Annotated in this window: 11 protein-coding genes and 2 pseudogenes; all 13 read left to right on the top strand. The window is 26.8% G+C overall.

Annotation, left to right across the window (positions count from 1 at the left end):
- Positions 1-20 precede the first annotated feature (20 nt).
- The 13 genes and pseudogenes from ACZJV1_RS09130 (at position 21) to mutS (ending at position 14,393) form a co-directional block, all read left to right on the top strand.
- A complete protein-coding gene (locus tag ACZJV1_RS09130; protein ID WP_411167667.1) occupies positions 21-725 on the top strand; it encodes an ABC transporter ATP-binding protein in 705 nt (234 codons plus the stop codon).
- Positions 725-1,051, top strand: a complete 327-nt coding sequence (locus ACZJV1_RS09125) for a hypothetical protein (protein ID WP_463652122.1) — start codon at positions 725-727, stop codon at positions 1,049-1,051. Before ACZJV1_RS09130 ends, ACZJV1_RS09125 begins: the two co-directional genes overlap by 1 nt.
- Positions 1,015-1,383: pseudogene (locus tag ACZJV1_RS09120) on the top strand (ABC transporter permease); the annotation flags it as partial. The gene ACZJV1_RS09125 and the pseudogene ACZJV1_RS09120, both read left to right, overlap by 37 nt.
- Before the next feature lie 140 nt (positions 1,384-1,523).
- Entirely contained in the window at positions 1,524-2,312 is a 789-nt protein-coding gene (locus ACZJV1_RS09115; protein WP_411167665.1) for a class I SAM-dependent methyltransferase, read from the top strand.
- A gap of 196 nt (positions 2,313-2,508) precedes the next feature.
- Positions 2,509-2,985: a hypothetical protein gene (locus tag ACZJV1_RS09110; protein WP_460288638.1), complete on the top strand. Its 477-nt coding sequence runs from the start codon at positions 2,509-2,511 to the stop codon at positions 2,983-2,985.
- 65 nt (positions 2,986-3,050) lie between these two features.
- Complete coding sequence (locus ACZJV1_RS09105; RefSeq protein ID WP_463652121.1) at positions 3,051-6,305, top strand: DEAD/DEAH box helicase; 3,255 nt, start codon at positions 3,051-3,053, stop codon at positions 6,303-6,305.
- A 299-nt stretch (positions 6,306-6,604) separates the two neighbouring features.
- The gene (locus ACZJV1_RS09100; protein ID WP_411167662.1) at positions 6,605-6,802 is read left to right on the top strand and encodes a small, acid-soluble spore protein, alpha/beta type; all 198 of its coding nucleotides are present in this window, start codon (positions 6,605-6,607) and stop codon (positions 6,800-6,802) included.
- A 332-nt stretch (positions 6,803-7,134) separates the two neighbouring features.
- Positions 7,135-7,311, top strand: a complete 177-nt coding sequence (locus ACZJV1_RS09095) for a hypothetical protein (protein WP_411167661.1) — start codon at positions 7,135-7,137, stop codon at positions 7,309-7,311.
- Between the two features lie 93 nt (positions 7,312-7,404).
- Positions 7,405-8,091 carry a hypothetical protein gene (locus ACZJV1_RS09090; RefSeq protein ID WP_463652120.1) on the top strand — a complete coding sequence of 229 codons (687 nt, stop codon included), beginning with the start codon at positions 7,405-7,407 and terminating at the stop codon, positions 8,089-8,091.
- Between the two features lie 490 nt (positions 8,092-8,581).
- A pseudogene (locus ACZJV1_RS09085) lies at positions 8,582-9,511 on the top strand (GMC family oxidoreductase); the annotation flags it as partial.
- Between the two features lie 81 nt (positions 9,512-9,592).
- Positions 9,593-10,180: a GMC family oxidoreductase gene (locus tag ACZJV1_RS09080; protein WP_463652155.1), complete on the top strand. Its 588-nt coding sequence runs from the start codon at positions 9,593-9,595 to the stop codon at positions 10,178-10,180.
- Positions 10,181-10,339: 159 nt separating this feature from the next.
- Complete coding sequence (fliB, locus tag ACZJV1_RS09075) at positions 10,340-11,497, top strand: flagellin lysine-N-methylase (protein WP_460288643.1); 1,158 nt, start codon at positions 10,340-10,342, stop codon at positions 11,495-11,497.
- Positions 11,498-11,618: 121 nt separating this feature from the next.
- Entirely contained in the window at positions 11,619-14,393 is a 2,775-nt protein-coding gene (gene mutS, locus ACZJV1_RS09070; protein WP_463652119.1) for a DNA mismatch repair protein MutS, read from the top strand.
- The last annotated feature ends 10 nt before the right edge of the window (positions 14,394-14,403 follow it).

The following is a 14,403-nucleotide window of genomic DNA, read 5'->3' as shown; positions in this document are numbered from 1 at the left end:
ATAAAAAGAGAGGGATAATTTTGAGTAGCTTTATAGAATTTAAAGATGTGAAAAAAACATATAAAATGGGTGAAGTAAATATAGATGCTTTAAGAGGAGTTTCCTTTCAAATTGAGAAAGGTGAATTTGTAATAGTAGCAGGGGCCAGTGGTGCAGGTAAAAGTACAATTTTAAACATATTAGGTGGAATGGATACTTCAAGTAGTGGAGAAATATATGTAGATGGAAATTTAGTTAGCAAATATTCTGATAAAGATCTTATAACATATAGACGTCACGATATAGGCTTTGTATTTCAATTCTATAATTTAGTGCAAAACCTTACAGCCTTAGAAAATGTTGAACTTGCTACTCAAATATGTAAGAAGCCTTTAGATCCATATGAAATTTTAAATGCTGTTGGATTAGAAGAAAGAAAAGATAATTTTCCAGCTCAGCTCTCAGGGGGGGAGCAGCAACGTGTGGCAATTGCAAGAGCACTAGCTAAGAATCCTAAATTACTTTTATGTGATGAGCCAACAGGGGCTTTAGATTATAATACTGGTAAAGCAATACTTAAGTTATTACAAGATACTTGTAAAAAATATAATATGACAGTAGTTATAATAACACATAATTTAGCATTAACACCTATGGGAGATAAGGTTATTAAAGTAAAAAATGGAACGATTGAGAGTATAACATTTAATGAAAACCCTCTTCCAGTTGAAAGGATTGAATGGTAATGTTAAAAAATGCTTTTATAAAGGATGTATTTAGAGATATAAAAAAGTCAAAGGGAAGGTTTTTTTCTATATTTGCAATAATAGCTTTAGGAGTTGCTTTTTTTTCTGGTATTAAAATATCACTAATTGATATGAAAAAAACTGCTGATAAATATTATGACGATTATAACTTTATGGATTTAACACTATATTCTACATTAGGCTTTACAAATGAAGATATAGATGAAGTAAAGGAAATAGATGGAGTATTAGATGTGTTTCCCACATATTCCTTAGATGTCATAAGTAAGCAGGAGCTTTGGCATTTGTTGTATTATACAATTTAACTAATGTAAATATTAGTGAAAGAATCAGAGAAATTGCTACTATAAAAGTTCTAGGATTTTATGATAATGAGGTATCAGCTTATATTTATAGAGAGAATATAATATTAACTTTAATTGGGATTCTCTTCGGGGAATTTTTAGGTATATTTCTTCATAGATTTATAATGATAACAGTAGAAATTGATAGTAGGATGTTTGGAAGAAGTATAGATTTAATGAGCTTTATAATATCTGCCCTATTAACTATAATATTTGCAGTGTTAGTTAATCTTGCTATGTATTATAAATTAAGAAAAATTCATATGGTTGAATCATTAAAATCAATTGATTAATAAAAATAGGATGGAAAACTAAGGTTTCTATCCTATTTTTAATGTGTAGCCTTGACTTTTTTATTAGAATACCTAATAGAACAAATTTTATAGTTAAGTATATAATATAAGATGTATATAAATCCTTAGGAGAAATATTTATGTCATACAATGAGTTTTATGAAAAATTTGGTTTTAAAAGGGAAATTGAAAGGCTAGAAAAACAAGCATATTTAGGATATGAAAAAGAAATAAGAATGATTAAATTAATGGGAATTGATGGTAATAGTGAAATTTTAGAAGTTGGTAGTGGACCAGGTTTTTTCACTAAAATTTTGTTAGATAACTTTAATGAATGTGAAATAACATCATTAGATAATGATGATAAGTTTCTTGAGTTTGCATATAACAATTTAAAGACTAAATATGGTGATAGAGTCACCTTCGTTAAAGATGATATCACTAAAACATCTATACCCGATAATTATTATGACTGTATAATTGCTCGTTTTGTCTTTCAGCATTTAAGCGATCCACTTTCTGCAGCAAAAGAGATATTTAGAATACTTAAGCCTGGAGGGAAGGTAATTATAATAGATGTTGATAGTGAACTTTGGGGGTTAACCTATCCTAAAAACAATTTAATTAAATTTTTAAATGACAGTTTATCTAAAGTACAATCAAACTTAAAAGGTAATAGAGAAATCGGAAGAGTCTTAATAACACTATTAAAATCAATTGGATTTATTAATTTAGATATTGAAGCAGTAGTTAATCATAGTGATATTTTAGGTAAGGATAATTTTAGATACAAAATAAGTAGTGATATGATAAAAGATCCTAGATTGTCAAAGTTGATAACTGAATATAATAATTTCTTTGATTTAAAGTATTCATCAATAATGCTTCTAAAATTATTCTTTTATGCTGAAAAACCATTATATAACTAATATAAAATTAGGCTTTGTTAGAAGCAAATGTTGATATGAAAGTGACTTCATTACTAATTAGCTAGTTTAAGAATTTCTATTATTTCTTTCGTAAATATTAATGGCAATGTTCCCAGTATATACTCCTTTTATATTACACTTTTATCATAGTATAATTACTTAAAGATAAATTTGTATTCTTAGGAGGAGAAATGCTTTGAACTACGCTGAAAATTTAGCAGTATTAGGCTGTGGAGATATAGGTAATTACATTGCAAGATTTGAAGACAACAAAATATACTCTAGCTTTTACTTAAAAGAAAATATTAATAATTTAAAATATATACTAGATAAATCAAAAGTAGAAATGAAAGCATCTCAGATGAGTGTTGGTGGACAATCTTCTATTCTATTACTTTTTAGATTTGCTGAAAGTAATAAATTTATTTATGGACGAATATATAATTTAGAAATCGATTTTCACAGAGAGCATATGGAAATGCTTATGTTTCAAGAGGAATTGCCAATTTGCTTTGTTGATTCTAACAATATCATTATCTCTACTACATTAGTCAAAAATGACTTCAAAAATGATATTAAAAAATATATTATAAAGAGGAAATTTAAATATAAACCTTCCTATGACTTTAAAGATGATGGATGTAAAATAGAAGATTTATGGATGTATATATAGAGAAGTGGAAAAAACCACTTCTTTTTGTTATAATAAAGAGATAATTAATTTTCAAGGTGACGAATATGATAAAACAAATTTTAGTAGAAAAATTTAATAAAGATACTTGTGGCAAAAATGATTTAGGCGGAAAAAGGATATTAGAAAATGAATTAATATCTGATTTAAAGGTAAAATGTGATGATGATTTAATTTATATAGATTCTAAAATTATATCTGAAAATTATTTTAGTGAATATAATTCTAAAATAGAAGTGGATATAAAAAGTAAAGATATATTATCTACTTTTTGTAGCTGTGATGATTATGAAAGAAATGAGCTTCGTAAACATAATTATTGTTGTAAGCATTTGTTTGCAACTTTTTATAAATTCTTAAATGAATTAGATGAATATAATGAAATTAAATCTAAATTAAATAATGATTTTATCCATAAATCTATTTTCAAAAATAAAAAAGACAATATATTAGATTTATTATTAGAAGATGAAAATAAAACAGAAATTAAAATTGAAGTTTATATAAATAAACAAGGTTTTAAAAATAGATTAGCAGCTGAATTTAAAATAGGATTAAAGGGATTATCATCTAATAAGCTATATGTTGTAAAAGATATAAATCAGCTTTTAATAGCTTATTATAATAAAATTCCAGTTAAGTATGGAAAGGATTTTACTTTAGACTTAAAATATCAAAGACTTGGCCTAAAAGAAAAGAAAATACTAGATTTTATAGAAAAAATAAAAGATATGGAATCAGCATCCTCAAATTTTATAAGAAGACAGGATAAATATATAGATGGTAAAACACTTATAATTCCAGATTTTCTTACTAGAGAATTCTTTAATATAATATCAAAGAATAGAGTTTACTTAAATGAGGGCTTTTTTTATAGACCTGTAGAAACTGAAATTATTTTTGATAAACCAAATATAAAAATTTCTTTAAAAGCATTAGAAAATGAATATATTTTAAGCTTAGATGATGGAATTCCTGAAAAGATTGATAAAAAGGGTACAGTATTTTTATATGGAAGTAGTATTTATGTACCTAATTTTGAGTACTGTTATGATATTTCCACTTATTTAAATATTTTTAATAATACTAAAGCTATAGCTATTGATAAAGATGATGAAATTAGAGTTCTATCCAAGCTTTTGCCTAAATTATATACTCTATCAGATGATATAACTATTAATAAAGCTATAAAAAATAAAATTGTAAAAGAAAAGGTTGAGTTTAAATTTTATTTTGACAAAATTAATAAAGATACAACATTAACATTAAAAGTTAAATATGGAGAGCACGAATTTAACATTTTTCACGAATACACAAATAAAATTATATATAGAGATTTAAATAAAGAAAATGAAATATTATCTTGCTTAAGGGCACTTGGTTTTGAATCATCTGGGGATAAATTTTATTTATTACTTGGAGATGAATATTTATTTAAATTCTTTAAATATGATATAGAGAAATTACAAGATATTGGTGAAGTTTTTTATTCAGAGAATTTTAAAATTATAAAACATATAAATAATAAAAATATAGTAGGTCAAATAAAAAGTGGTAAGCTAGATTATTTTGAGTTAAAGTTTAAAATTGATAATATACCAGAAACTGAAGTTAAGGATATTATACTAGCTCTTAGAGATAATCTTAAATACTATAAGCTTAAAAGTGGAGAGTTTTTAGATCTTGAAGAAATTGAACTTAAGAACTTTTTAAAGCTTTTAGATGTACTATCTTTAGAAAATGATATAGATGGAGATACCGTATTATTTAGTAAGAGTAAGAGTCTTTATATAGATAACTTTATTAAAGATAATTCTATTAGATATATTAAGGGTAAAAAAGAATTATCACAAATTCAGAAAAAGATAAAAGACATTAACAAGTTAACTTTTAAAGAACCATTAAATTTAATGGCGGATCTTAGGCCTTATCAAAAGGAAGGGTATAATTGGCTTAAAACTATGGATTACTTAGGATTTGGAGGTATTTTAGGTGATGAAATGGGACTTGGTAAAACAATTCAAGCTATTTCATTTATATTATCTAATTTACCAGCTAAGACACTTATAGTTGCACCAACATCATTAATATATAATTGGAGCAGTGAGATTGAAAAATTTGCCCCAACTATAAAATATGCCATTATAAATGGATCTAAAGATGAGAGAATTAATATATTAGGAAATATTGAAAATTATGATGTATTAATTACTACCTATAATCTAATAAAAAGAGATATAGAAGAATATGAAAAAATACAATTTGATTATTGCTTTATAGATGAAGCTCAATATATTAAAAACTGTTCTTCTCAAAATGCAGTAGCTATGAAAAAAATTAAAGCTATTAGAAAGTTTGCATTAACAGGTACTCCTGTAGAAAATTCATTAATGGAGCTATGGTCAATTTTTGATTTTATAATGCCAGGATACTTATTTGATGAAAAGCGATTTAGTGTAAGATATCATAAAAAGCTAAATGAATCTGAAGAAGTATTAAAAGAATTAAATATGCTTACAAAACCTTTTATATTGAGAAGATATAAAAAAGATGTAATAAAAGAACTTCCTCTAAAAATAGAGAAAAAACTTTTAGTATCTATGTCAGAGGAGCAAGAAAAGATATATTCTATTTATGCTAATCATGCTAAAAGCTTAATTGAAAAGAAAGTTAAGGGTGATGACTTGAAAACCAGCAAAATAGAAATTCTATCCTATATAACTAAGTTAAGACAAATATGTCTTGATCCATCTGTTTTAATTAATGATTATCTTGGTACTAGTGGTAAAATAGATGCACTTATTGAAATTTTAAATCAAGGAATAGAAGAGGGGCATAAAATATTAGTCTTTTCACAATTTACATCAGTCTTAAAAAATATTGCTACTAGGTTTAATTCTGAAAACATATTGTATAGCTATTTAGATGGATCTATACCAGCAGAAAAGAGATTAGAATTAGTAAATGAATTTAATGAAGGTAATAATTCTGTATTCTTAATAAGTTTAAAGGCAGGAGGAACTGGTTTAAACTTAACATCAGCAGATATAGTGATACACTTTGATCCTTGGTGGAATCCTGCTGTAGAGGATCAAGCCACAGATAGAGCACATAGATTTGGGCAAACTAATATTGTTGAGGTAATTAAGCTAATATCTAAAAATTCAATAGAAGAAAAAATAGTAGATCTTCAAGATGAAAAAAGAAAACTAATAGAAAGAATAATTGATAATGAAAATGATATAACGAGTATTAATACTTTAAGCGAGGAAGATATATTAAATCTTTTTTCAATTAACTAGTAGCTATGTATGATACTTATTAAGAATTTTATACAAATACTTATTATATAAGAATTATGAAAATATCGCATTATTTCAAGATGAATATGCGATATTTTTTATTTTATAACTTTAAAGCCTTAAGAGATACTAATGAAATGTAACCTTCTAAAGTAAGCTTTTTATTAATAATATAACATATAATTATCCATTATAAGTTTTCACTTCTAGTTTTACTAATATTTCTATAGGTTATTATGCATTAACTATGGTTAACATATTATTGTAAAAGAAAACAATATATAAAGGAGGTGGAATACATGGCAAACTATAATAGAAGTTTAGTACCAGAAGCAAAAAATGGTTTAAGCAGATTAAAAAATGAAGTTGCATCTGAAGTTGGATTAAACAATTATGAAAACACAGATAAAGGAAACCTTACTTCAAAGCAAAACGGAAGTGTTGGCGGAGAAATGGTTAAAAGAATGGTAGAACAATACGAAAACCAAATCAAATAATTATAAATGATAATTATTAAAAATTAGAGATAATAAACTTATATAATAAAGAAATAAAAAAGATAAAGCTTTCTAATAAAAGTTTTACTAGTACTATAAAATAAAAAGCATTTACATTAGTAAGTGCTTTTTATTTTATAAATATTATCGAAAATTTAAGAAAATTAAATATATATGCCGAATTTAACAAACAATTAACAATGAATTAACAATCATTTAATAAAAACTCTCTATATTAATTCTTATTAAGATAAATATTTTAAATCATTTTAATAGTAAATAATAATTTATAATAACCAGCAGGAAATAATATTAAGTTTTGGGGGATAATGATGAAAATAGTAAAAAAGATTACTGTTGTTTCTGAGGCAACAGGAGGCAAAATAATTGATAAATATATATGTAATAAATGTAGTAAGGTAGTAAAAAGAGTACCTAGGGTTGAGACAGAAAGAGAACTTAAGTACTCTAGATTAATTTATTGTATTTGTAATGAATGTAGTAAATAATTTAGTTTATGATAAAGATTTAATTATTTATAAGTAGTATTGCAGTGACTGCTTATTAACTAAATTTCATAATTATAAGTAAGGGGAGAGGTTATGGATTTATATCACTATACAGATGTTCATGGGTTAGAAAATATATTAAAAAGCAGAAAAATAAGATTTACTTCTTTAAAATATGTAGATTGTAAAAGCGAAAATTTATCTAGCAACTTATTTGATTATGGATCTAATATTTTTGTTTCATGTTTTACAATAAAAAATGAAGAAAGTGTAGAGCTTTGGAATACAAACAGCGAATATGGACAAGGAGTACGATTAAAATTTCAAAAAGATTTAATTAATGGATTTACAAAGAAATATAAAAGAGAAGATATAAAATATATAGTTCATGGAGATGGAAAAATATATAAAGTTGAGTATACAAATGATCAAGAAAAAATATATCCTAAAATTTTTCAAAAGAATAATATAGGTAAGGGAGTATTTCTCCAAAATATAGGAAAATATAAAAACTTATCTTATAAGCTTGAAGAAGAGTGGAGATATAAATTAATAGTTTGTAGTTACTTAGAAAGAAATAATGGTAACTACTGTATGCTAGAAAAAGTACCTATTGATCACTATGATGTAGATATAAACAAAGAAGCTTTATATAATATGGAGGTAACCATAGGATACAATGTAAACATAAAGGAGAAAGATAGAATCTGTAAATTGATTAATGAATATAATAATGAAAATTTTGCTCAAATAATTTGTAAAGAAAGTGTATTAAAATAATTAGATTATTTTTCAGCAAAGAGTCAACAGTTTTTTGGATGTCTAATTCTGTAATATCACTTAATTCCTTATTATCTAATGAATTAAATGTTCTAGGCACTAGATTATATGTTTTACAATTACTAGACATAAAGTTCTTAGGGGTTGTACTAATTTGAATATTAATGAGTAGAGGATCAATTTTTATACATGATTTATTAGTAAAAATAACAAATATAAAAACAAAGTAGCATTTGGGAGTAATTGTCCTAGGTGCTACTTTTTTTATAAGAGTTTTTATTTATACTATTAATGATGACTATTATAACTTGCTTTAGAATAAGTTGTTAGTTTTTTTGTGAACTAATCATGGAATCCTTACTAATGTTAGTTATTTTGTTTTTCATAAACATATGACACGTTACATAAAAAAAATAATATAATATATTATCCTTGAATTATAGTAAGGTGAGTAACAAAAGAATAATAGAGGCACAAAGGAGATAATCAAATGAAAAATCAAATTTATGACTATATAATTGTAGGGGCTGGTACAGCAGGTGCTACTATTGCAAAAACCCTTACAGATAACAGAGAAAATTCAGTATTGGTTTTAGAAGCAGGAGAAAATAATGATAATGATGAACCAATTCGTAACTCTACCTTTGCACCTGTACTACAAAGTCTCTTTTTCCCACAATACTTTTGGCAGGGTCAAGGAGTACCTCAAGACGAGCTCAATAATAGAACATTCCCTTGGACCACAGGAAGGTTATTAGGAGGTGCTTCTTCAGTTAACCGTCAACTATGGGTAAGACCTACAACTGCAGTAATAAAAAAATGACAAGGGCTACTTGGTCCACTTTGGTCTCCAGAAGAGGTAATTGAAAGATTCAAAGAATTAGAAAAATACAATGGACGTACAAATAATCCTGAGGCTCGTGGCTTCAGAGGGCCTATAGATGTTAGACAAGCTCCTGTTAATCCGACTAGAATGGCTCAAAAACTTGCTTTGGCTATTGAAAGAGCAACAGGCTTTGAAGAAATACTAGATTACAACAATCCGGATACACCAATAGGGCCGTATACGCGTAATCAATACACTCAAGAACCGGATGGCACTCGTGAAAGCTCTTCAACTGCATTCCTTTCAAGAAAAATAGTAGATAAAGAAGGCTGCGGAGTAAATGGAAGAAATTTAATGTTGCTGACTAAATCTACTGCTCTTAATATAATTTTTTGTGATAATATTGCTATTGGCGTTGATTTTCTAAGAGAGGGTCTCTACTTTAGCGCATTTGCAAGAAAGAAAGTTATAGTATGCGCAGGTGCTATTAAAAGTCCTAAGCTGTTAATGCTATCAGGAATCGGTCCAGCAAATGAACTTAGAGCAAAAGGAATTTCTGTTATATTCGATAATCAAAATGTTGGTAAAAACCTTGCTAATCACTCCATAATAGCTGCTATATTTTCTACTAATCCGAATGATAAACCAGTACCACCTGATGATCCAAATGCTCATTTGATAGCAGGAGCTTTCTTACCAAATCCAGCGCCAGGATCAAATCCAAAGTTGAGAGCGGTACAGATAGAACCATTTTTCTCCAACAATACTTTAATTGTAGGAATATCTCCTATACAACCTAAGAGCCGTGGCTTTGAAATGATACAGGCAAATGATCCACTTAAAATTGAACTTGGAGATGAAGAATTCTTAGAAAATGAGGATGACATGAAATTATTAAAAGATACTTTTAAAGTGTATGTTAAAAACATTGCAGCTAATCTTAGAGCTATTGATCCTAGGTATCAACTTCTTTCACCAACACTTGATGTAATTAATTATGATACAAAACTTAAAAACTTTATCAGACAAAATCTAAGTTTGACGTTCCATGAGGAGAGTACGCTTAGAATGGCACGTTCTGCTTCGGATGGTGTTGTAAATTTCAAAGGAGAAGTTTTTGGTGTTAATAATTTGGTTGTTGCTGATAATTCAATAATCCCATTTGTTGCAGATGGTAACACTTCTGCACCAGCATATCTTATAGGACTAACAATTGCCCAACAATTATTGAAAGAGGATAACACAAATCAAAATAAATGCTAATAATATAGAATAGGAATCCGCCAAGAATTTAGGTGGATTTCCCTTTTTCTTTATATAAATTAAATAAAAAGTAAACAGAAGCTTGAAGAGATCAATAATGAGTATTAAAATTAATTTGTTATAAAAATATAAATACATACATATGATGTGAGGTTGAAAATGAAAATACGAAAACCAGGTTACTTTGATGAATTTAAATGTATAGCTTCTGAATGTGAAGATACTTGTTGTGCTGGATGGGGAATAGTTATAGATGAAGAAACTCATAAGCGTTATTTATCTGTAGAAGGTAAATTTGGAGATGAATTAAGAAGTAAAATACTTAATGAAGATGGAGAAAATATTTTTGCTTTACAAGGAGATAGATGTTCATTTTTAAACGAAAATAATTTCTGTGATATATATAATGAACTAGGAGCAGATAGTCTTTGCTATACATGTAGACAATATCCACGTTACCTAGAGGAATTTGGTAACTTACGTGAAATTGGAATATCTTTATCCTGTCCTGAAGCTGCAAGAATAATACTAAGAACAACTAAAAAAGTTGAATTTGAATTAACAGAAAATGCTGAAGAAGTTAATAGCTACAATGATATAAATCCAATGGTTTATATTAATCTTATGCAGTGTAGAAAAATAGTTTTTGATATTTTACAAAATAGAAATTTAGATTTAAAAATTAGAGGCTCCTTAGTACTTATTTTTGTAAATGAAATTCAAGAGAAGATAGATTTAAATGATATACAATCAATTAAAACTGTTAAGGATAAATATTTAGATAACGACTTTATTAATGAAACTATCAATAAACTTGAAAAATTTAAAGAAAAGAGAAATGAAAAATATCTTAATATAAATGAAGTTATTAAAGTCTTTAGAGATTTAAAACATATAAAACCTAATGATATTTTAGGCTTAGAAGATGCATTAAGATACTTTTGGCAAAATGAAGATGATAAAGCTATTTATTTAGATATTCATAAAAGCTTTAATGAATATTATAAGGGTAAAAGCTATCACTTTGAACAAATCTTAGTTTATTTTGTATTTAGATACTTTATGAAGGCTGTTTTTGACTATGATGCTTTAGCTAAAATTAAAATCGCATTAGTAAGTTATATAATGATTAAAGAATTATGTGTAGTAAGGTATTTAGAAAATAAAGATTTTACAGAAACAGATATGGTTGATATAGCACATACTTATTCTAAGGATGTAGAGCATTTAGAAGAAAATATTGAAACATTAGAAGAGTTATTTGAAACAAATGATGTGTTTAGTATTAAAGAATTATTAGCTATTTTAATGAATTAATAAGGTTATTTTGCTTTTTAACTTATGACTTTTTATTGTTGTAACTTTATAGTATAATAGTCATAAAACCTTATATTTACAGGTTTGTACTTAAATTTATGTTTGTGAGGTATAAAAAAATATGTTAACTCCAATGATGAGACAATATTTTGAGATAAAAGAAAATTATAAAGACTGTATTTTATTTTTTAGATTAGGTGACTTTTATGAAATGTTCTTTGAAGATGCTAAAATAGCTTCTAGAGAACTAGAATTGGTTTTAACTGGAAGAGACTGTGGCCTTGAAGAGAGAGCACCTATGTGCGGAATACCATTTCATGCAGCTTCATCTTATATAGCAAGACTTGTTAATAAGGGATATAAAGTAGCTATTGGTGAGCAAGTTGAAGATGTTTCAGTTGCTAAAGGAATAGTTAAAAGAGATGTTATAAAGGTTATAACTCCTGGTACATATATAGAAAACACTGAAGACAGTGAGTATAAAAATACTTATTTAATGTGCATAGTTGAAGATGCTGGATATTACGGGTTAGCCTCTTCTGATATATCTACTGGAGAATTTAAGGTAACTAGTTTTACAGCAATAAAAGCAAGTTTATTAGATGAAATAACTAAAATTGCTCCAAAAGAAATAATTGTAGATATAAACATAAGTGAGGAATTATTATCAGAAATAACCTCTATATCTTCTGCATTAATTACTAAGAGAGATCTAAGTAAAAGTATTTGTTCTGAAAAAGAACTTCTAGAGCAGTTTTCAGAAGTATGTGTAGCTAACTTAAATGATTTATCTAAAACTGTTTCTAAAGCTTTATTAAAATATATTTATGATACTCAAAAGATGACATTAACTAATATAAATTTATTAGAGTATTATGACATAATTAACTATATGACTATAGATGGTAACTCAAGAAGAAATTTAGAGCTTACTGAAAACTTAAAGGAAAAATCTAAAAAAGGTAGCTTAATTTGGGTATTAGATAAAACTTCTACTTCTATGGGAGGAAGAGCCATAAGAAAGTGGATTGAAGAGCCTCTTATAATAAAATCTGAAATAGAAAAAAGATTAGAAGGTGTAGAAGAGCTTTATAATAATGCATATTTTAATGAAGATTTAAGAGCTCTACTTAAAGAGATTTATGATGTAGAAAGAATTGTAGGTAAAATTTCTAATAAAAATGCCAATGCTAAAGATTTAGTTTCTCTTAGATGTTCTCTTGAAAAACTACCAGGAATAAAGAAACATTTATCTTCAGCTAATTCATGTATTTTAAAGGAATGGTATAAAGAATTAGATGAGTTAACTGATATTAAGGAACTTTTATCTAAATCTATTTTAGATGATCCATCTATTGCCTTAAAAGAAGGTAACATAATTAGAGATGGATATAATGAAGAAGTAGATAGTTTAAGAACGGCTAAGCTTCATGGTAAGGAATGGATAGCTGCATTAGAAAATAGGGAAAGAGACTTTACAGGAATAAGATCACTAAAGGTAGGTTATAATAAAGTATTTGGTTATTATATAGAAATATCAAGAGCAAATTATAGCTCAATTCCTGAAGGTAGATATATAAGAAAGCAAACTTTAGCTAACGCTGAAAGATTTATAACTCAAGAATTAAAAGAAATGGAAGATAAAATCTTAGGAGCTGAAGAAAAATTAGTATCTTTAGAATATGATTTATTTATATCTGTAAGAGAATCTATAGAAAAGGAAATTGCAAGACTTAAAAAAAGTGCTAGAATTATTGGAAATTTAGATGCCTTATCTACTTTATCTATAATAGCCGTAGAAAATGATTATATTAAGCCTAATGTAAATGAAGATGGTATTATAGAAATAACTGAAGGTAGACACCCAGTAGTAGAAAAAGTTATTGGGAAAGGTGAATTTGTTTCTAATGACACAACCTTAAATTCAGATGATAATAGATTACTACTTATTACTGGTCCTAATATGGCAGGTAAGTCTACATATATGAGGCAAGTTGCATTAATAACTCTTATGGCTCAAATAGGTTCCTTTGTTCCAGCTAAGGCTGCTAACATTTCTATATGTGATAAGATATTTACAAGGATAGGTGCTTCAGATGACTTAGCAGGGGGAAAATCTACCTTCATGGTTGAAATGTGGGAAGTATCTAACATACTAAAAAATGCTACATCTAAAAGCTTAGTATTACTAGATGAAGTTGGAAGAGGAACTTCAACTTATGATGGGCTAAGTATAGCTTGGTCAGTAATAGAATATATATCTAAAAATAATGATCTTAAATGCAAGACTCTTTTTGCAACTCATTATCACGAATTAACAAAGCTAGAAGGCGTTATTGAAGGTGTTAAAAATTATTCTGTTGCTGTTAGTGAAATTGATGATACTATAATATTCTTAAGAAAGATAGTAGAAGGTGGCGCAGACCAATCCTATGGAATAGAAGTTGCAAAGCTTGCTGGATTACCAAATGAAGTTATCAATAGAGCTAAAGAAATATTATCTTCACTAGAAAGCTCTTCAGAAAATAATTCATTAGATATTACTTCAATTAAAGAAGTTGCAACTGATAAGGATGAAGATAATAAGTCTATTAATAATACAAAGGCAGTAGAAATTTCAGAAGTTAATTCTTCTAATAATATTAAAGAAAATTCTATAGAAAAAGAATTAGAGCCTATAAATAATAATGTATTGGAAGATACTAATATAAAGAAAGAATCTAAAAATAAAAAGAATTTTAATGATGAAATAAATGATTATCAAATAGATTTTACTATGATAGAAAAAGATAATTTAATTAATTCAATTGCTGATATAGATGTTATGGCTTTAACTCCTATGGATGCAATGAATACATTATACAAGTTAACACTTGAAGCTAAGAGGGTAAAGTAATTGAGGTGAA

Source organism: Clostridium sp. LS3 (genome assembly GCF_055330225.1).
This window is presented reverse-complemented; position numbering and strand designations above follow the sequence as displayed.

Excerpts from the sequence above, each read along its gene's own strand:
- ACZJV1_RS09125 (WP_463652122.1), top strand. The coding sequence starts at position 725 with ATGTTAAAAAATGCTTTTATAAAGGATGTATTTAGAGATATAAAAAAG.
- ACZJV1_RS09115 (WP_411167665.1), top strand. The coding sequence starts at position 1,524 with ATGTCATACAATGAGTTTTATGAAAAATTTGGTTTTAAAAGGGAAATT.
- ACZJV1_RS09105 (WP_463652121.1), top strand. The coding sequence starts at position 3,051 with ATGATAAAACAAATTTTAGTAGAAAAATTTAATAAAGATACTTGTGGC.
- ACZJV1_RS09100 (WP_411167662.1), top strand. The coding sequence starts at position 6,605 with ATGGCAAACTATAATAGAAGTTTAGTACCAGAAGCAAAAAATGGTTTA.
- ACZJV1_RS09095 (WP_411167661.1), top strand. The coding sequence starts at position 7,135 with ATGAAAATAGTAAAAAAGATTACTGTTGTTTCTGAGGCAACAGGAGGC.
- ACZJV1_RS09090 (WP_463652120.1), top strand. The coding sequence starts at position 7,405 with ATGGATTTATATCACTATACAGATGTTCATGGGTTAGAAAATATATTA.
- fliB (WP_460288643.1), top strand. The coding sequence starts at position 10,340 with ATGAAAATACGAAAACCAGGTTACTTTGATGAATTTAAATGTATAGCT.
- mutS (WP_463652119.1), top strand. The coding sequence starts at position 11,619 with ATGTTAACTCCAATGATGAGACAATATTTTGAGATAAAAGAAAATTAT.